The sequence below is a fragment of the Roseospira visakhapatnamensis genome (assembly GCF_014197915.1).
Taxonomy (GTDB): domain Bacteria; phylum Pseudomonadota; class Alphaproteobacteria; order Rhodospirillales; family Rhodospirillaceae; genus Rhodospira; species Rhodospira visakhapatnamensis.
The window spans coordinates 189,550-207,490 of sequence record NZ_JACIGK010000002.1; the positions used below are offsets into that span (position 1 = coordinate 189,550).

16 protein-coding genes are annotated in these 17,941 nt (G+C 71.6%); 12 read left to right on the forward strand and 4 right to left on the reverse strand.

What is annotated here, in order from left to right:
• The first annotated feature begins 196 nt into the window (after window positions 1–196).
• From GGD89_RS02335 to GGD89_RS02355, 5 genes are all read left to right on the forward strand, one after another.
• Window positions 197–994 (forward strand): DUF4198 domain-containing protein, encoded by a 798-nt coding sequence (locus GGD89_RS02335; protein ID WP_184042488.1) that lies wholly within the window; start codon window positions 197–199, stop codon window positions 992–994.
• 86 nt (window positions 995–1,080) lie between these two features.
• Window positions 1,081–1,704 carry a cobalt transporter CbiM gene (gene cbiM / locus GGD89_RS02340; RefSeq protein ID WP_184042489.1) on the forward strand — a complete coding sequence of 208 codons (624 nt, stop codon included), beginning with the start codon at window positions 1,081–1,083 and terminating at the stop codon, window positions 1,702–1,704.
• A gap of 13 nt (window positions 1,705–1,717) precedes the next feature.
• The gene (locus GGD89_RS02345; protein ID WP_184042490.1) at window positions 1,718–2,314 is read left to right on the forward strand and encodes a cobalt ABC transporter permease; all 597 of its coding nucleotides are present in this window, start codon (window positions 1,718–1,720) and stop codon (window positions 2,312–2,314) included.
• The gene (gene cbiQ, locus GGD89_RS02350) at window positions 2,311–3,135 is read left to right on the forward strand and encodes a cobalt ECF transporter T component CbiQ (RefSeq protein WP_184042491.1); all 825 of its coding nucleotides are present in this window, start codon (window positions 2,311–2,313) and stop codon (window positions 3,133–3,135) included. The genes GGD89_RS02345 and cbiQ overlap by 4 nt, the downstream gene beginning before the upstream one ends.
• A complete protein-coding gene (locus GGD89_RS02355; RefSeq protein WP_184042492.1) occupies window positions 3,119–3,805 on the forward strand; it encodes an energy-coupling factor ABC transporter ATP-binding protein in 687 nt (228 codons plus the stop codon). The genes cbiQ and GGD89_RS02355 overlap by 17 nt, the downstream gene beginning before the upstream one ends.
• Window positions 3,806–4,336: 531 nt before the next feature.
• Here GGD89_RS02355 and GGD89_RS02360 read toward each other — a convergent pair.
• A complete protein-coding gene (locus tag GGD89_RS02360; RefSeq protein ID WP_184042493.1) occupies window positions 4,337–4,759 on the reverse strand; it encodes an ArsR/SmtB family transcription factor in 423 nt (140 codons plus the stop codon).
• Window positions 4,760–5,170: 411 nt separating this feature from the next.
• Here GGD89_RS02360 and GGD89_RS02365 point away from each other — a divergent pair, with 411 nt between their 5' ends.
• Window positions 5,171–7,417 (forward strand): protein-disulfide reductase DsbD family protein, encoded by a 2,247-nt coding sequence (locus GGD89_RS02365; RefSeq protein ID WP_184042494.1) that lies wholly within the window; start codon window positions 5,171–5,173, stop codon window positions 7,415–7,417.
• Between the two features lie 8 nt (window positions 7,418–7,425).
• Here GGD89_RS02365 and purN read toward each other — a convergent pair whose 3' ends face one another.
• Both purN and purM read right to left on the reverse strand, forming a co-directional pair.
• Window positions 7,426–8,070 carry a phosphoribosylglycinamide formyltransferase gene (gene purN / locus GGD89_RS02370; RefSeq protein ID WP_184042495.1) on the reverse strand — a complete coding sequence of 215 codons (645 nt, stop codon included), beginning with the start codon at window positions 8,068–8,070 and terminating at the stop codon, window positions 7,426–7,428.
• A complete protein-coding gene (gene purM, locus GGD89_RS02375; protein ID WP_184042542.1) occupies window positions 8,067–9,119 on the reverse strand; it encodes a phosphoribosylformylglycinamidine cyclo-ligase in 1,053 nt (350 codons plus the stop codon). Before purM ends, purN begins: the two co-directional genes overlap by 4 nt.
• Window positions 9,120–9,279: 160 nt before the next feature.
• Here purM and GGD89_RS02380 point away from each other — a divergent pair, with 160 nt between their 5' ends.
• The 3 genes from GGD89_RS02380 to GGD89_RS02390 are packed head-to-tail and all read left to right on the forward strand — an operon-like array spanning window position 9,280 to window position 12,073.
• Window positions 9,280–10,626 (forward strand): DUF2066 domain-containing protein, encoded by a 1,347-nt coding sequence (locus tag GGD89_RS02380; protein WP_246422293.1) that lies wholly within the window; start codon window positions 9,280–9,282, stop codon window positions 10,624–10,626.
• Complete coding sequence (locus GGD89_RS02385; protein ID WP_221238283.1) at window positions 10,554–11,213, forward strand: CDP-alcohol phosphatidyltransferase family protein; 660 nt, start codon at window positions 10,554–10,556, stop codon at window positions 11,211–11,213. Before GGD89_RS02380 ends, GGD89_RS02385 begins: the two co-directional genes overlap by 73 nt.
• On the forward strand, window positions 11,210–12,073 hold the full coding sequence (locus GGD89_RS02390; protein ID WP_184042497.1) for a P-loop NTPase family protein: 864 nt from the start codon (window positions 11,210–11,212) through the stop codon (window positions 12,071–12,073). Before GGD89_RS02385 ends, GGD89_RS02390 begins: the two co-directional genes overlap by 4 nt.
• Here GGD89_RS02390 and GGD89_RS02395 read toward each other — a convergent pair.
• Window positions 12,042–12,572 (reverse strand): SixA phosphatase family protein, encoded by a 531-nt coding sequence (locus GGD89_RS02395; RefSeq protein ID WP_184042498.1) that lies wholly within the window; start codon window positions 12,570–12,572, stop codon window positions 12,042–12,044. The genes GGD89_RS02390 and GGD89_RS02395 overlap by 32 nt on opposite strands.
• 252 nt (window positions 12,573–12,824) lie before the next feature.
• Here GGD89_RS02395 and GGD89_RS02400 point away from each other — a divergent pair, with 252 nt between their 5' ends.
• The 3 genes from GGD89_RS02400 to GGD89_RS02410 all read left to right on the forward strand — a co-directional run bounded on the left by GGD89_RS02400 (window position 12,825) and on the right by GGD89_RS02410 (window position 17,888).
• A complete protein-coding gene (locus tag GGD89_RS02400) occupies window positions 12,825–15,047 on the forward strand; it encodes an RNA degradosome polyphosphate kinase (RefSeq protein WP_184042499.1) in 2,223 nt (740 codons plus the stop codon).
• A gap of 292 nt (window positions 15,048–15,339) precedes the next feature.
• Complete coding sequence (locus GGD89_RS02405) at window positions 15,340–16,788, forward strand: Ppx/GppA family phosphatase (RefSeq protein WP_343058508.1); 1,449 nt, start codon at window positions 15,340–15,342, stop codon at window positions 16,786–16,788.
• Between the two features lie 29 nt (window positions 16,789–16,817).
• Window positions 16,818–17,888, forward strand: coding sequence for a phosphatase domain-containing protein (locus GGD89_RS02410; RefSeq protein ID WP_184042501.1), 1,071 nt, complete (start codon window positions 16,818–16,820; stop codon window positions 17,886–17,888).
• Window positions 17,889–17,941 lie beyond the last annotated feature (53 nt).

Here is a 17,941-nt window from a genome sequence, read left to right on the forward strand (position 1 = left end):
CGGAGAGCGGCGCCGTGCATTCGACCGGACGCCGGGGTGCGCGTCTGGCGTTGGGTGTTGGCGGTGGATCCCGACGTGCCCGCGTTCCGGTCCGTCCGCCCCTCGCGACGCCATCCTTCCCCCGATCGTCCTTTCATTGATTGCGCGCGCGGAGCCGGGCTCCGCGCCCCGCATGCCTTGGGAGCGACGCACCGCCATGATTCCACGAAAGACCGCCCTGGCTTCGCTTGCCGCCGCCGCCCTGCTGGCCCCCGTGACCGCGAGCGCCCACTTCCAACTCAGCTACACCCCCGAGGTCAACATCGCCCGTCCCGGTGACGTGCCGGTGAAGCTGATCTTCTGGCATCCGTTCGAGAACGGCCACGTCATGGACATGGGTCCGCCGCTGGACGTCTACATGGTGCATCGCGGCGAGAGGATCGATCTCATGGACAGCGTGACGCCCATCACCTTCCAGGGCGCGAACAACAGTGCCGCCGCCTTCGAGGTCGTTGCGCCGGTCAAGCGCTCCGGCGATTACGTGCTGGTGACCGTCCCCGCGCCGTACTACGAGGAAAGCGAGGACATCTACATCCAGCAGATCACCAAGGCCTATCTGAACCGCAACCAGATGCCCACGGACTGGATGGAACCACAGGGCCTGCCGACCGAGATCGTGCCGCTGAACAAGCCGACCAATGTGATTGTCGGCTCCACGTTCTCCGGTCAGGTGCTGTCGGATGGCGCGCCCGTGGCCGGCGCCGAGGTCGAGATCGAGTTCATGGCGTCCGAGCCGGACATGGAAGCCAACGCCACCACCGAGCCCACCGCCCAGCCGATGCCCGGCGGCACCGTGGTCGCCGTGACCGACGCCAACGGTGTGTTCACCTTCGGCATTCCGAAGGCGGGCTTCTGGGGCTTCGCCGCCCTGGGCAGCGGTCCGGCCACCGAGCATGACGGCAAGGAGTTGAGCCAGGATGCCGTGATCTGGGTCCGCGCCTTCGACATGCAGTAACCCCGTCGGGCCGGCGCGCGCGGGGCACGGTCCCGGACGCGTCGGCCCACCCTGTCCTGGCGGTGATGAAAAGGTAAGGTGTCGCCATGCATATCGTGGACGGAGCCCTGAGCAACGCCGTGGTCCTGGGCGGTGGGGTCCTGGCCGTGGGGGGACTCGCCCTCGGGCTGCGGTCGCTGACCCTGGAGAAGATCCCGGTCGCCGGCGTGCTGAGCGCCACCTTCTTCGTCGCCGCGCTGGTGCATGTGCCCCTCGGCCCGTCGAGCGTGCACCTGATCATGAACGGACTCGCCGGCCTGGTGCTCGGCTGGGCCGCCTTTCCGGCGTTGTTCGTGGGCCTGTTGTTGCAAGCCGTCTTTTTCGGGTTCGGTGGCCTGACGGTTCTTGGGGTGAACACCGTCAACATCGCCCTGCCGGCGGTGTTGGTCTGGCTGCTCTGCCGCCGCGGCGTCGCGAGCGCCGACACCCGTGTGGCGGTCCTGACCGGCTTTGTCGGCGGGGCCCTGGCGATCGTCCTGACCGCCGTGCAGGTCGCCCTGGTGCTCTGGCTGTCGGGCGATGAGTTCCTGCCCGCCGCCAAGCTGGTGGTGCTGGCCCATGTGCCGGTGGCGGTGATCGAGGGCCTGGTGTGCGCCGCCGCCGTGACCCTGATCCACCGCGTCAAGCCGGAGCTGTTCGGCACCCTGGCCGCCCCGGCGCGCGCCGCGTGAGGATGATTCAACGATGATGAAACCTGTGTCCATGCTGCTCGTCGGAGCCCTGTTGATGACGACGGTCGCCCTGCCGGCGCGGGCCCACAAGGTGGTTGCGTCGGGGTACGCGGCCGGCGAGGTCATCGAGGGCGAGGTGGGCTTCTCCAACGGTGACATGGCGGTCGATACGCCGATCGAGGTGTTTGACCCGGACGGCAACAAGCTCGGCGAGACCCGCACGGATGCCGATGGCTTTTTCGTCTTCACCCCGACCCAGGCCGTGCCCCACGTCTTCCGGGCCAATCTGGGGGCCGGGCACGTGGCCGAGTTCACCATGGACCTGGACGATCTGCCCGGTCACCTGACCGCCGGGGCGGCGGACCCCGTTGCCCCCGGCGCGATCCCGTCGGCTGGAGCGCCCGGACCCGTGGCCGCCCTTCCGCTCGACCTGACCAGGATGGTGGCCGACGCGGTGCGTGCCGAGGTGCGTCCCCTGCGCAAGGAACTCGCGGCCTACAAGGAAAAGAACGACCTGCAAGCGGTGCTCGGGGGCATCGGGTACATCCTCGGTCTGTTCGGCCTGGCCTTCTTCCTGATGGCCCGGCGTCGGCCCGGATCCGGCGCGTGAGTCACCGGGTCGAGGCGGTCGGGTCGTCGGCCAGGGCGGGGGCGGCGGTGCGCTCGGCGCCCCAGGCCATCGGCGGACCCGGTGGCGGCTGGCTCGGCGCCGTGGACCCCCGGACCCGTCTGCTTGGCGCCATCGCCTTCGCCGGGGTGACCGTGGCGCTCTCCAGCCTGGCGGCGCTGCTGATGGCCCTGACCCTGGCCGGCGCCGCCTTGCTGGCCGCGCGCCTGCCGGCCGGGCCGACGCTGCGCCGCATGGCCATGATGGATGGCTTCATCGTTTTCATGCTGGTGCTGCTGCCGTTCACCATGCCCGGCGATCCCGCCTTCTGGGTGTTCGGCTGGCCGGCCTCCTGGGCCGGCTTGGAGCGCGCGGCGGCCATCGCGCTCACGGCCAACGCCATCGTGCTGATGCTGTTGTCTCTGGTCGGCTCGCTGGAGCCCACCACCCTCGGCCACGCCCTGGCGCGGTTGCGATGCCCGGAGCGTCTGGTGCACCTGCTGCTGTTCACCGTGCGCTACATCACGGTGGTGGAGGACGAGTACCGCCGCCTGCGCCGCGCCATGAAGACGCGCGGCTTCCGCCCGCGCACCAACGGCCACACCTTTCGGAGCCTGGGATACCTGATCGGCATGCTGTTGGTGCGGGCGCTGGAACGCTCCGAGCGCATTCTCCAGGCCATGAAGTGCCGGGGCTTCACGGGCCGCCTGCCGCTGCTGGACGATCTGCGCTATGGTCCCCGCGATGTCCTGTTCATCGGAACCACGGTGCCCGCCCTGGGCCTGCTCCTGACGCTGGATGCCCTGTATGTCGGTCTTGTTTGAGGTCGCCGGCCTGTGCTTCGCCTATCCGCGCCGGCCCCCGGTGCTGACCGATGCCACCATGACCCTGGCGGCTGGCGAGCGCCTGGCGATCACCGGACCGAACGGCGCCGGCAAGAGCACGCTGATGCAGATCCTGGTCGGTCTGCTGACACCCCAGGCGGGCCGCATCGTGGCCTTCGGCGCCGAGCGCCGCGTCGAGGCCGACTTCCAGGAGGTGCGCCGCCGCGCCGGCTATGTGTTCCAGGATCCCGACGACCAGCTGTTCTGTCCCACCGTGGCCGAGGACGTGGCCTTCGGCCCCCTGAACCTGGGTCTGTCGCGCGCCGAGGCCCTGGCCGTGGTGGACCAGGTGTTGGCGCGGGTGGGCCTGGAGGGCTTCCGGGACCGGATCACCCACAAGCTGTCGGGGGGCGAGAAGCGTCTGGTCTCCCTGGCCTGCGTGCTGGCCATGGAGCCGGAGGTGCTGTTGCTGGACGAGCCCACCAACGCCCTCGACGAGGACACCACGGCCCGCCTGTCCGAGATTCTGCGCGGCCTGCCGCAGGCGATGATCGTCATTTCGCACGATCCCCACTTCCGCCGTCGGATTGCCACCCGCACCCTGCGTTTGCAACAGGGTCGGCTGGTCACCCCGCAACCGGTGTGCCGTCATGCCGGGATGGGGGCCTGATCCCGCCCGAGGGGATCACAGCCCGTCTTTGGGGACTCCAAGCGTGGCGTGTGCGCCGTGGCCCTTGCGCCCTTTGGGTCCCCCGATCGACCCAGGACTCGGCCGGATGCGCACCGGATTCGCGTGGGCCGGGCTGCTAGGATCGTGTCGTCAGTGGGAGAGTGGTCGAGCCGGCGGCGTGTCATGACAGATTATGGACACCGGTGGGTCGGCCCACAGTGGTTCCCGACGACGAGGGGTGTGCGAAGACATCAGGTGGATCATCGGTCTTCGCCCGGCATCCCGATCATCGACGGTGCTCCTTCCCGTATCCCTGACCTGGACCAAGACGGCCTTCAAGGGCGTTGCGCGCGGATCGCGGCAACGCCCTTTTTTTGGGTCGTCGCGGATCGCCGGGGTGGTCAGCCATGGCCCGACGCGGTGCCCGGACTCCCGTGTGCCGGAGTGTCCGGGCGCGCGACGCCGTACCCCGGATGGGCGGGGATGCCCCGTCGACCCGGCGACTCCATCGGCGGGGGCGGGGGCGGGGGCTCAGCGCCGGGGCGCGACGGCCAGCGCCGTGGGGGGGCGCGCGGGCATCGGCTCGGCGCGTCGGGCCGAGGTGGTGTCGGCCGATCCGTCGTCGGTCTGGTCCGGGTGCGCGTCGTCGGCAGTGGCGCAGTACAGGTCGTACAGGGTGCTCAGGACCGACGCCACCGCGTCGCCCTTCAGGGAATAGTAGATGGTTTGGGCCTCGCGCCGGGTCTTGACCAGATCGTCGCGACGCAACCGCGCCAGGTGTTGCGACAGGGCCGACTGGCTCAACCCCACCACGCGTTCCAACTCGCCCACCGACCGCTCGCAGCCCAGCAGCCGGCACAGGATGAGAAGGCGATGTTCATTGCTCATCGCCTTCAGCAAGGTGCTGGCCGCGCGGGCGTTGTCCTGGAGTTGGAGCAGTTCGTCCTGATTCATTCCGGCTCCGTATCCGGCGTGTCGTGATGATCGGGTCGGTTATACAATGCGGCGGGGATCCTGTCGCGGCCAGCGTCCCGTTCGGGACGTGCGCGACCGTACCATTGTCACCATCGTCACCATGGTCCCAAGGGCGCTGAGCCATGCGAGATCACGCCGCCGGCCGGAACGATGGACACGCCCGGGCGCGGGATCCTGTCGCGTCGCCCGGCGCCGTCGAGTCGTGCTACCAAGGTACGGTAGCACGGTTCGGGCGGCGCTTGGGGACGGAATGTTCGTAAACGGGGTCCGCGCACCCACTTCTGGGTGTCCAGGGGTTCGATGGCGGGATGGCCGGGGTGGGCGGTGGCGTCAAGGTTTGGTCACGCGGCGGTGGGTGGACGGGCCGGGTGCGGGAGAGGGTGATACGGCATGACTGGCAACACCCGGACGGGGGCGCGTGACGCGGCCTCGGGGCGATCGGCCTGGGGACCTCTGGCGGCCCTTTGGTCGCCGCTGGTGCTGCTGCTGGTGATTCTGGTCACCGGCGCGTCTCCGGCGGTGGCGCAATTGCCCGAGTGGACCCCGCCGGGGTCCAGTGCCTGGGCCGAGACGCCCGAGGGCCGCGTCCGTCTGATCTCGGCCACAACGGCCCTCGGGGGCCGGGAAACCCTGCGCCTCGGCCTTCAGTTCGACATGGTGGACGACTGGAAGGTCTATTGGCGCGCGCCCGGGGATGCGGGTTATCCCCCCACCATCACCTGGGACGGCAGCCGGAACCTGGCCGACGCCACCCTGCGCTGGCCGGCGCCGGAGCGCTTCTCGGTCCTGGGCATTCAGACCATCGGCTACCGGGATGGCGTGATCTACCCGCTGCGGGTCAGGCCGGAGGATCCGGGCCAGTCCTTGAGGCTGGTGGCGCGGGTGGACTACCTGACCTGTGCCGACGTCTGTATTCCGCGCGCCGTGGACCTGACCATGGACCTGCCGGCCGGACCGGGCGGCGCCACGCCTTACGCGCACGACCTGAACCGGTTCGAGAGCGCCGTTCCCGGTGACGGGGCCGCCCAGGGCCTGACCCTGGAGGATGTGGCCGTGGTGGACGGCGGGGATGGCGCCGGTCCCGCCGACCTCGTCGTGCAGGTGGTGGTGCGGGCCGATCCGCCGCTGGTCGCGCCGGACCTGTTCGTGGAGGGGCCGGAGGGCGCGTGGTTCGATCCCCCCGGCGTCGCCCGGGACGCGGACGGCCGGGTGGTGTTGTGGAGCCGCGTCGGCGGGGTGCCGTCGCTGACCGGGGGGCCGGTGACGGTCACCGTGGTCGACGGTGCGCGCGGCCTGGAGGCGTCGGCCGTGGTGGACGCGGTGACGGCGCCCCATCCGCTGGTGCGCGCGGCCGGCGATCGGGTGGCGCCGGCGACGGTGGCCCCTGACGACCCATCCTGGCTGACCATGCTTGGGCTGGCGCTGCTGGGCGGCCTGATCCTGAATCTCATGCCCTGCGTGCTGCCGGTGCTGTCGCTCAAGGTGCTGGGGGTGATGGGGCACGGTGGCGCGTCCCCGGCGCGGGCCCGCACCAGTTTCGTGATGAGCGCCGCCGGGATCGTCGCGTCGTTCCTGGCCCTGGGCGGGGCGGCCATCGCCGTCAAGGCCGCCGGCCTGGCCGTCGGGTGGGGCATTCAGTTCCAGCAGCCGCTGTTCCTGGTGGTCATGGTGGTGCTGCTGAGCTTGTTCGCCGCCAACCTGTGGGGCCTGTTCGAGGTCGTGGTGCCCCAGGGCCTGACCGGCGCCGCCAGCCGTGGCGTGGACCGGGCCGGCGGGGACGACCCGGGTTCGGCCTGGGGCGCGTTCGCCACCGGGGCGTTCGCCACGCTGTTGGCCACGCCGTGCTCGGCACCGTTCCTGGGGACGGCGGTGGGCTTCGCGCTGGCCCGGGGGGCGCTGGACATCCTGGCTATCTTCCTGGCCCTGGGCGTGGGCATGGCGTTGCCCTACCTGCTGGTGGCGGCGCGCCCCGGACTGGCGACTCGGTTGCCGCGCCCCGGGCGCTGGATGCTGTGGCTGAAGGCGGGGCTCGGCGTGGCGCTGGCCGGCACCGCCGTCTGGCTGCTGAGCGTGCTGGCGGCCCAGGTGGGCGCCGGCGCGGCGCTGGCCGTGGGGGGGCTGATGGCGCTGATGGTTGGCGCGCTGGCGCTCCCCCGGGGCCGCTGGCCGGCGGCGCTGGTGCCGGCCCTGGTGGCGCTGGCGCTGCCCGCGTGGGCCGGTCTGCTGCCGGGCGACGGACCCCGGGACGCCCTGCCAGCGACGCGCGACGGCGGCCTCGCATGGCGACCGCTGGAGCCGGCGGCCATCCCCGCGCTGCTGGCCGAGGGGCGCGTGGTGTTCGTGGACGTCACCGCCGACTGGTGTGTCACCTGCATCGTCAACAAGCGCGCGGTGCTGGACCAGGAGCCGGTGGCCGGCCGGCTGGCGTCGGCGGAGGTGGTGTTGATGCGCGGGGACTGGACCCGGCCCGACGCGGCCATCGCCGCCTATCTGGCGGGGTTCGGTCGCTACGGGATCCCCTTCAACGCCGTCTACGGGGCGCGGGCGCCGGACGGCCTGGCGTTGCCAGAACTGCTGACCAGCGGCGTGGTGCTGGAGGCGCTGGACACGGCGGGTCTGCCGGCCGCCAGCCGCTGAGCGGCGCGTCACCCGGTGTGGGCCGCGCCCGCCGCGCGGGCGGCCTCCAGCGTGGGATACCCGTACAGCGCCGCCGCCAGACACGCCGGATACAATCCGTGTTCCTGGCCAAGCACACGCTCGGCCAGGCTGTCCGGGGTGTCATCGGGCAGGACCGGCACGCGCGCCTGCCCGATCAGCGGCCCGGCGTCCATGTCAGGGACCACGAAGTGGACCGAACAGCCGTGCTCGCGCTCTCCGGCGGCCAGGGCGCGGGCGTGCGTGTGCAGGCCCTTGTAGGCCGGCAGCAGGGACGGATGGATGTTCAGCAGGCGGCCGGTCCAGGTGTTGACGAAGGTTGCCGTCAGCAGGCGCATGAACCCCGCCAGGCAGATCCACTCCGCCCCGGCCCGGACCAGGCGGGCGTTCAGGGCGGCTTCGAAGGCCGGACGGCCGGAAAAGGCCCGATGGTCGATGACCGCCGTGGGCAAGCCCTGCTCGGCGGCCCAGGCCAGCCCGGGAGCGGCGGGATCGTTGCTCAGCACCAGGCACACGCGGGCCGGATACGTGGCGTCATCGCAGGCGTCGACCAGGGCGCGCATGTTGCTGCCGCGCCCCGAGATGAGGACGGCGATGGGGGTCTTGCGCGGTGGATGGGTGGGCGACTCGGTCATGCCCAGGCCTCGTCCAGGCCATCCAGGATGACCGCCGGGCCGCCGTCGCGCGCCGTCACCCGGCCGATGGGGCGGGTCTCCACCCCGTGCTGGATCAGCAGCGCGACGGTCTCGTCCGCGCGGTCCGGATCCACCGCCGCCACCATGCCGACGCCGCAATTGAAGGTGCGGGCCATCTCGGCGGGCGCGATGCCGCCGGCCTGATGCAGCCAGCGGAATACCGGGGGTGGGGGCAGGGCGGTCATGTCCAGGCGGGCGGCCAGTCCGTCGGGTAGCACGCGCGGAATGTTCTCGACAAACCCGCCGCCGGTGATGTGGGCCAGCGCGTGCACGGCGCCGCCGCGCACCGCCGCCAGGCAGGGCCGCACGTAGATGCGGGTGGGCGCCAGCAGCGCCTCGCCCAGGGTGGCGGCATCGGTCTCGAAGGGGGCGGGGGCCTCCCAGGACAGCCCCAGGTCGGCCACCACCCGGCGCACCAGCGAGAAGCCGTTGGCGTGCGGTCCGCTGGAGGCCAGCCCCAGCAGCACGTCGCCCTCGGTCACCCGAGCCCCGGTCAGCAGCGCGTCGCGCTCCACCGCGCCGAGGGCGAAGCCGGCCAGGTCATAGTCGCCGGCCTGGTACATCCCGGGCATTTCCGCCGTCTCGCCGCCGACCAGCGCGCATCCGGCCTGACGGCAGCCCTCGGCGATGCCCGCGACGACCGCCGTCGCGGTCTCGACATCCAGCCGCGCCGTGGCGTAATAGTCGAGGAATACCAGCGGCTCGGCGCCCTGGACCACCAGGTCGTTGACGCACATGGCCACCAGATCGACGCCAACGCCTTGATGGCGCCCGGTTTCGATGGCAAGCCGAAGCTTGGTGCCCACGCCGTCGGTGGCGGCGATCAGCAGGGGATCGCGGAACCCGGCGCGGGCCAGATCGAACACCGCGCCGAAGCCTCCAAGGGCGGCGTCGGCGCCCGGGCGGGTGGTGGAGCGGGCCAGCGGCGCGATGGCGCGCACCAGGGCCTCGCCGGCGTCGATGTCGACGCCGGCGGCCTTGTAGGTCAGGCCTCCCGGATCGGGGGCCTCTGTTGGGGAAGGAGCGGAAATGGCGGCCTCGCGGAAGCTGGCGGTGTGGCGGGCACGGACTGGGGCGGGCGACCGGGAGACACGGTCCGTGGGGCGGACAATAGCGCACCGCGCCGGCGTTGCAAACGGGCCGCGGGCGATGGTTCTCGCGGCTCTGTGCGTCGCGCTGGTGGTGGCGGGCGATCCGCGCGCCGCCGTGTCCGTCGGATCCTGGGCCGGCGTCCGTCCGGCGCTCGCCCAGACAGCGAGCGAGACGGGAGACACCTACACGGCGCGCGGCGTGCCCATCGCCGCCGAGGCCGACAGCGCCGCCACCGCCCGCGATCAGGCCATCGCCAAGGGGCAGGTGGACGCCCTGCGCGTGGTGCTGGAGCGCATCGCCGATCCAACTCAGCGCGCCCGTCTTCCCCCCTTGTCCCGGGACCAGGTGCTGCCCCTGGTGGACACCTACAGCCTGGCCGGCGAGCGCACCACCGATACCAGCTACAAGGCGCGCCTGACGGTGCGCTTCGACGGTCCGGCCGTGCGCCGCCTGCTGGACGGGCATGGCATCGGCCATGCCGCCGAGGCGTCGCGGCCGGTGCTGGTGGTGCCGGTCTATCAGGCGGGTCCCGACCGGCCGGCGGTGCTGTGGGACGACACCAATCCCTGGCTGCTGGCCTGGCGCCGTCAGGACGGCGGATCGGTGTTGATACCCGTGGAGGTGCCCACCGGCGACCTGGCGGACGTCACCACTCTGTCTCCCGAACAGGCGCTGGCGCCCGATGGCGCCGCGCTGGCCGCCCTGCTGGAGCGCTATGGCCGCGACACCGTTCTGCTGGCCCATGGCGTCCGCCGGGGCCCCGATACCCTGGAGGTGAGCTTGCACTATGGCTCGCCCCGGGCCATGGCGCGGACCGGCGGCCAGACGGTCAGCCGTCAGGCGGGAGAGGACGATGGTGCCTTCCTGGCACGCGCCGCCGCCGACGTGGCCCGGCGCCTGGAGACCGACTGGCGGGACGCCAATCTGGTGCGGGCCGGATCGACGCGTGAGGTCACGGCGCTGGTCAGTCTCGGCAGCTTCCAGGACTGGGTGGCCATTCGCCGCGAACTGGAGCGTGCCCCGCTGGTCCGGCATATGACGGTTCAGGCCATGACTCGGGACATGGCGCAACTGATCCTGTCGGTGCAGGGGGACGCCGCGCGGGTGCGCGACGCCCTGGCGCGCCAGGGCCTCAGCCTGACCGAGCAAGGTGGGTACTGGCTGATTGGCCGGGCCGGATCCGGGGTCGGGGCCGCCTATGGCGCCGGAAGCGGGACCCCGCTTGGGGCCGGGGCGACCGGCGGTCCCGTCACGGGGTATGGCGCTCCCACGGGATATGGCGCTCCCGCGACGCCGGCGTCGCCGGGGGGGACTCCCTCTGGCGCGTCCGCGTGGCCGTCCCGGACCGGGACCACGACCGGCTATGGGACCGGGGCCGGCGCCTGGCCTCCGGCGCGCCCTTGATGCTGGCCTGGCTGCCCAACGCGGTCACCACGGCCCGCCTGATCCTGGTGGGGCCGATGGTGGGCTGCATCCTGGCGGGCTGGAGCGGCGTCGCCCTGGTGGTGCTGATGGTCGCCGCGCTGAGCGATGCCCTGGACGGCTGGCTGGCGCGGCGGCTGCGGCTGGAAACGCCGCTGGGCGCGCTGCTGGATCCGCTGGCCGATAAGGTCCTGTTGTCGGGGGCGGCGGTGACACTGGGATGGGTGGGCCTGCTGCCGATCTGGCTGGTGGTGCTCATGGTCGGGCGCGACGTGGCGATCCTGGCCGGGGCGCTGGCCTTCCGGATGAGCGGGCGGGCCTTCGTACCGGCGCCCTCACGGGTGTCGCGTCTGAACACCCTGGTCCAGGTGGTTCTCGTGGCCCTGGTGCTGAGCCTGAATGCCGTGACCGGAGACTTGCCGGCCGAGGCCCTGTCCATGGGCGCCTGGATCGAGTCGGCGCTGATCGGCGCGGTGGTGGTGACCGTGGTCGGGTCGGCGCTGACCTACGCGGAGCGCGGATGGCGATGGTGGCGGGCCGGGGCGCCGCCCACGGAGGGCACGCCATGAGCGAGGAGGTCGAGCCTCGGAACGGCGATGTGCCGGCTGGTGCGCCGTTGCCCGAGGAGGGGAGCCCGGCGCGACCGGCACCCCAGCCCGGCCCGCAGATGGTGTTCGACTTCCCCGCGCGGCCGGCGCTGGGGCGCGCCGACTTCCTGGTGGCGCCGTGCAACGCGACGGCGGTGGCCTGGGTGGATCGTTGGCCCGACTGGCCGGGACCGACCCTGGCGCTGGTCGGGCCGGCGGCGTGCGGCAAGACCCATCTGGCGCACGTGCTGGCGGCCCGCGCGGGCGCCCTGATCGTGGGGCGGCCGACGGTCGAGGCCCTGCATCCGGCGGCGACGCTGGACCGGGCGGCGACCCTGGTCGTGGAGCACGCCGCCGATGGCCCGCCGCTGGAGGCGGACACCGAGGTCGCCTTGCTGCATCTGATGAACATGACCCGCGAGCGGGGCGCCAGCCTGATGCTCACCGCGCGCGTGCCGCCGGCGCGCTGGCCGGTGACGCTGCCCGATCTGCGCTCGCGCCTGGTGGCTCTGCCGGTGGCCCAGATCACCCCGCCCGACGAGACCCTGCTGGAGATGGTGCTGGTCAAGCTGTTCGCCGACCGTCAGGTCATCGTGGCGCCGGCGGTGGTGCGGCTGCTGGCCTGTCGCATGGAGCGCTCGTTCGCGGCGGCGCGGGCGCTGGTGGCGCGGCTGGACGCGGTGGCCTGGGGACGGGGGCGGGCGATCACCGTGGCGCTGGCCCGCGAGGTGCTGGAGGCCGCCGCCGGATCCCGGGATGGCGGCGCTGGCGCGGGCCAGGACCAGGACCAGGACCAGGACGGTGACGGCCTCAGGGGGAGCGCAGATCGGCCGGGCGGGTGAAGCGCCGCAGGTGGGCGTCGCCCCGCGCCAGCGTCTCCCCCAGGGCGGCCCAGGTGGCGATCGGGAGGTCCAGGTCCGCCAGGGTGGCGGTGGGAAACTTCCGTCGCAGGCGGGTCATGGCCGGGCCGCTGTCCGCCGCCGCCAGGTCTTGCGCCAGCACCTCCAGCGACGGGTTGTGGCCGATGACCAGCACGGCGGTGGCCGCGTCGTCCAGGCGCTCCAGGTGCTGGCGGAGATGCACGGCTTCGAGGGTGTAGAGAACCGGCTCAAGGCGTACCGGGGTGTCCCCTAGGGCGTGGCGCACCAGCGCCAGCGTTTCCTGGGCGCGCGTGGCGGTGGAGCACAGCACCAGATCGGGGCGCGGCGACAGGGCGGCGACGACGGTCGCGATGGCGGCGCCCGCCCTCTCCCCGCGACGGGCGAGTGGCCGGTCGTGATCCGGAATGTTGGGGTTTTCCCAACTGGATTTGGCGTGCCGCAGAAGGTACAGGTATTTCAAGGAGGGCGATCTCCGGGCCGTCGGAACGGGGCGGGGGCCTCCGGCGGCGACACCGGACGGAGCCTGGGAACCAGGGTCCCCCGGCTCGCCTGGGGAGCGTGCGGGCACGCGCCAGCCAAATCGTCATTTGACCCCGGACCCTGGCGGGAGCTGAATCGAGCGCCGAGTCGCCGGGTGTGTCGCGGACGTGCCGGCCCCCTTACCGGTCGTCAGCCTGCGCTCCCAGCACCACGGACGTCAACGGAGACGACGATGACAAGCCCCAATGACGCGATCCCCGCGACCCCGTCCGCGACCACGGAGACGTTGGAAGAGGTGTCCGCCGGGGCGGCCGCCCTGGGCATCGACATGACCTCGCCCGAACGGTTCCTGAACCGGGAACTGTCGTGGCTGGATTTCAATTTCCGTGTGCTGGACGAGGCCCGCAACGCCCGTCACCCACTGATGGAGAGGATCCGCTTTCTCTCCATATCCGGTTCCAACCTGGACGAGTTCTACATGGTGCGCGTGGCCGGCCTGAAGGGGCAGGTGACCGCCGGCGTCAACAAGACCAGTCAGGATGGCCGCACGCCCGCCCGGCAACTGGCCGAGATCAACCGAACCGCCCGTGATCTGCTGGAGGAACAGCAGGACATCTGGGCGGAGCTGCATGCCGACCTGCGCGCCGTGGGGGTGTCGGTGGTCGGCGTGCACGAACTGACCGACGAGGACCGGACCTGGCTGGAGCGCCACTTCATCGAGCAGGTGTTCCCCATCCTCACCCCCCTGGCCATCGATCCGGCGCATCCGTTCCCGTTCATCCCCAACCTGGGCCACGCCCTGGTGCTGCAACTGGCGGGGGGCGGGCCGGTCGGCCGGGAGAGCCTGCGCGCCCTGGTGCCGCTGCCGGGGCAGGTGGACCGCCTGACGCGCCTACCGGGGCCGGACCATCGCTTCGTGTTGCTGGAGGACATGGTCACCCTGTTCCTGGACCGCCTGTTCCCGGGCTTCCAGGTGGACCAGTCGGGGCATTTCCGGGTCATCCGGGATTCGGAGATGGAAATCGACGAAGAGGCCGAGGACCTGGTGCGAAGCTTCGAATCGGCGCTGAAGCGGCGCCGGCGCGGCGTCTGCATCCGCCTGACGCTCAACGCCGACATGCCCGAGACGTTGGTTCGGTTGATCTGCGAGGAAATGCAGGTGGCCGAGGAAGACCTGTTCCGCATGAACGGGCCGATCGGCATGGCCGACCTCAAGCAGTTGATCTCCGACGATCGGCCGGACCTGCAGTTCGTGCCGTTCGCGGCGCGGTTCCCGGAGCGCATCCGCGACTTCGGCGGCGACTGCATGGCGGCCATCCGCCAGAAGGACATCGTGGTCCATCATCCCTACGAGTCCTTCGATGTGGTGGTGCAGTTCCTGCGCCAGGCCGCGCGGGATCCGCAGGTGGTGTCCATCAAGCAGACCCTGTACCGGACCTCCAACAACTCGCCCATCGTCGCCGCCCTGGTGGAGGCCGCCGAAAGCGGCAAGAGCGTCACCGCCATGGTGGAGTTGAAGGCCCGTTTCGACGAGGAGGCCAACATCCGTTGGGCGCGGGACCTGGAGCGGGCCGGCGCCAATGTCGTGTATGGCTTCATGGACCTGAAGACCCACGCCAAGATTTCCCTGGTGACCCGTCGGGAAGGGGGGCAGTTGCGCAGCTACGTGCACTACGGCACCGGCAACTACCATCCGATCACCGCCAAGATTTACACCGACCTGTCGTTCTTTACCGCCGATTCGGGCCTGTGCCGCGACGCGGTCACCGCGTTCAACTACATGACGGGCTATGCCAAGCCGCATGGCCTGGAAAAGCTGTATCTCGCGCCGCTGACCCTGAAGGCCCGGATCATCGACCTGATCGAGTCCGAGATCGCCCACGTGCGGGCCGGCCGTCCGGGCGCCATCTGGGCGAAGATGAACAGCCTGGTGAGTGGCGACGTCATTGACGCGCTGTACCGGGCCTCCCAGGCCGGTGTCCAGATCGACCTCGTGATCCGGGGCATCTGTTGCCTGCGCCCCGGCGTGCCCGGCCTGTCCGACAACATCCGCGTCAAGAGCATCGTCGGCCGCTTCCTGGAGCACTCGCGCATCGCCTGCTTCGGCAACGGCGCCGAGTTGCCGTCGGCCCGGGCGCTCATCTACATCTCCTCGGCCGACTGGATGCCGCGCAACCTGGACTCGCGGGTCGAGACCCTGGTGCCGATCGAGAACGAGACCGTGCGCACCCAGGTCGTCAACCAGATCATGGTGGCCAACCTGAACGACGAGCAGCAGACATGGTATTTGACCGCGGACGGCCGGTTCAATCGCGTGGACTCGTCCGAGGAGGCTTTCAACGCGCACCGTTACTTCATGGACAACCCCAGCTTGTCCGGACGAGGCAAGTCCCTGGGAAAGGCCAGCACGGACGTGGCGCATCTGGTTCTAAAGCGGCGCCCGGTGGTGTCGTGAGCGGCGCGTGCGCGCGCGGCATCCGCCGGGCCGGAGGTCGGTGAGGATACATATGGACGTAGACCAAGATCCGGGGCGTTACTCGGCCCTCGGCGCGGGTGGGCCCTGGTTGGCGGACTCCGCCGGGAACGAGTCGGAGGACGCCGGTACCGGGGCGGGCCGACGCGCTGACCAGGCGCGCGGTTCGGACGGGACGGGGTCGGGCCGGGGTGACGTCTCCGGACTCGGGTCCCCGGGCCATGCCGGACCCGGTCCCGACGGCGTCGGCCGCGAGCCTGTCGGGATCCTGGACGTGGGCTCGAACTCCGTGCGGCTGGTGGTGTACCGGGGGGGTGCCCGGGTGCCGGTGCCGCTGTTCAACGAGAAGGCGCTCTGCGCCCTGGGGCAGGGTCTGGCCAACAGCGGCCGTTTGAATCCGGAAGGGCGTGCCCTGGCGCGGGCCGCCGTCGGCCGTTTTGTCGCCCTGGCCCGGGCCATGGGGGTGGAGCGGCTGGAGGTGCTGGCCACCGCCGCCGTGCGCGATGCCGAGGATGGCCCGGACCTGGTCGCCGACCTGGAGCGCGACAACACCATCCGGGTCCAGGTCCTGAGCGGCCGTGACGAGGCCCGTCGCGCCGCCGAGGGCGTGCTGTGCGCGGTTCCGGAGGCCGAGGGCGTGGTCGCCGACCTGGGCGGCGGCAGCCTGGATCTGGTGTGGGTGCAGGGGGGCCGGTTCAAGGACACGGCCAGCTTTCCGCTTGGTTTACTGAGACTCACAGAGGCGTCCGGCGGAGACCGGGCGATGGCCGAGAGCCTGCTCGACGAGGCGCTGGCCCGCGAACCCTGGCTGAGCCGGGCCGGCGGCGAGGCGGTCTATGCGGTCGGAGGCGCCTGGCGGGCGCTGGCCCGGGTGTGCATGGACCGGCTGACCTATCCCTTGCACGTGTTGGACAACTTCACCGTCAGCGCGACCGATGCCCGGCCCCTGCTGGCCTGGGTGGCCGAGGCCGCGCCCAAGGACCTGATGCAGGTGCAGCGCCTGAGCAAGAAGCGCGTTCCCATGTTGCCGCTGGCGGCGATGGCGCTGGGGCGCCTGGTGGACGCGGTGCGCCCGCGCCGGGTCGTGTTCTCGGTCTATGGGGTGCGCGAGGGGCAGTTCATGCACACCCTGCCCGAGGCGCTGCGGCGGCAGGATCCGCTGCTGGCCTCCATGAAGATGATGGCCCGCGACGCCGGCCGCTTCCCGGTGCAGGGCGACGAGGTGGCCACCTGGATGGAGCCGCTGTTTCCCGCGGAACCACCCGACCTGGCGCGCATGCGGCATGCGGCGTCGCTGATCGGGGATATCTTCTGGAACGAACACCCGGACTATCGGGCGGATCAGGCGTTCCATCGCATGCTGCGGCTGCCGTTCATGGGCCTGAACCACCGCGATCGGGCCGCCCTGGCGCTGGTGGTGTATCACCGCTATGGCGGCGACGGGGACGCGTCCGTCGTCGTCCAGGCGGAAGCGCTGCTGGACGATCCGGCGCGGGCACGCCGGACGCGGGTCATCGGCGCCGCCCTGCGCCTGGCGCATACCCTCAGCGGGGGCGCGCCGGGGGTGCTGTCGCGCACCACCCTGGCCCGTGACCTGTCGGGGCGGTTGACGCTGACCGTGCCGGACGGAGACCCCTTGTTCGAACCCGAGTTCCTGGAGCGCCGGCTGGAGAAGCTGGCGCGGGTTCTGGACGCGGACCCCGTTGTGGTGACCGCGCCGTGAGGACATCGGAGCGACGTCAGTCCCGGACCATGTCACGCCTTCGCGCCAGGATCGCGCGGGCGCGGATCGCCAACGCCCGAATCGGCGAGCGCGTCTCCATCCGGCCCTATCGGGGCACCGCCTCGGCCCAGGGCCTGTTCCTGATGGCCCGGGTACTGGCGGAACCGTCGTGGGGACCGTTGTCGTCCCGCGATCCCCACGGCCTCGATCCCGCCGACCTGGGACGGCATCTGGTGCGCCGGGGCGTGCCGGGGGCGGTGGTGCGCGCCAGCTTCCAGGACCAGACACAGGACGTGGTCACCGACGCCGATGGCTATGTCCGGGTGCGCCTGTGTCCCGACCGGCCGCCACCGTCCGGCTGGAACGCGGTGGAGTTGTTACTGGCGCGATCCACCTTCGGGTCGGCGCGAGCACGGGGGCAGGTCTGGGTGCCGCCCGCCTCGGCCCGGCATCTGGTGATCAGCGATATCGACGACACCGTGCTGTTCACCGGTGTGGCCAATCGGGCGGCCATGCTGTGGCGCCTGTTCGTGGCGGGCGCCGATCACCGTCGCGCCTTCACCGGGGTCGCGCGCCTTTACCAGGCGCTCCGCGACGGTGGGGCCGGCGGCGGCGCGGCGCCGGCGGAGAACCCCGTGGTGTTCGTGTCGCGGGGACCCTGGGGGGTCTACGACGTGCTGGAGGAGGTCTTTCGCCGCAACGGCATCAGCGCCGCCCTCGGCGGCGACCCCGTGGTGATGCTCCGCGAATGGGGACTGACGATGCAGACCCCCCTGCCGCGACGCGCGCCGGGGCACAAACGGGCGCTGATCGAGGCGATGATGGCCGTTCATCCCACCTTGCCGGTGGTTCTGGTCGGCGACAACGGGCAGCGCGATCCCGAGACCTATGCCGCCGTCGCCCGGGACCATCCCCGGCGCGTGGCGGCCATCCTGATCCGCGATGTGGCCGGCCGGCCGCCGAGCCGGCGGGCGCCGGCCCGGTGGCAGGCGTGGATGGATCACCTGGGCGTGCCGGTGCTGGTGGCGGCGGATAGCGACAGCTTGCGCCGCCGGGCCGCCATGCTGGGCCTGGCCCCCGCGGACCCGTCCCCGGCCTGATCCGATCCCGTCATGCCCGCCCGGCCAGGGCATGACGGCGGGACCCGCCTCAC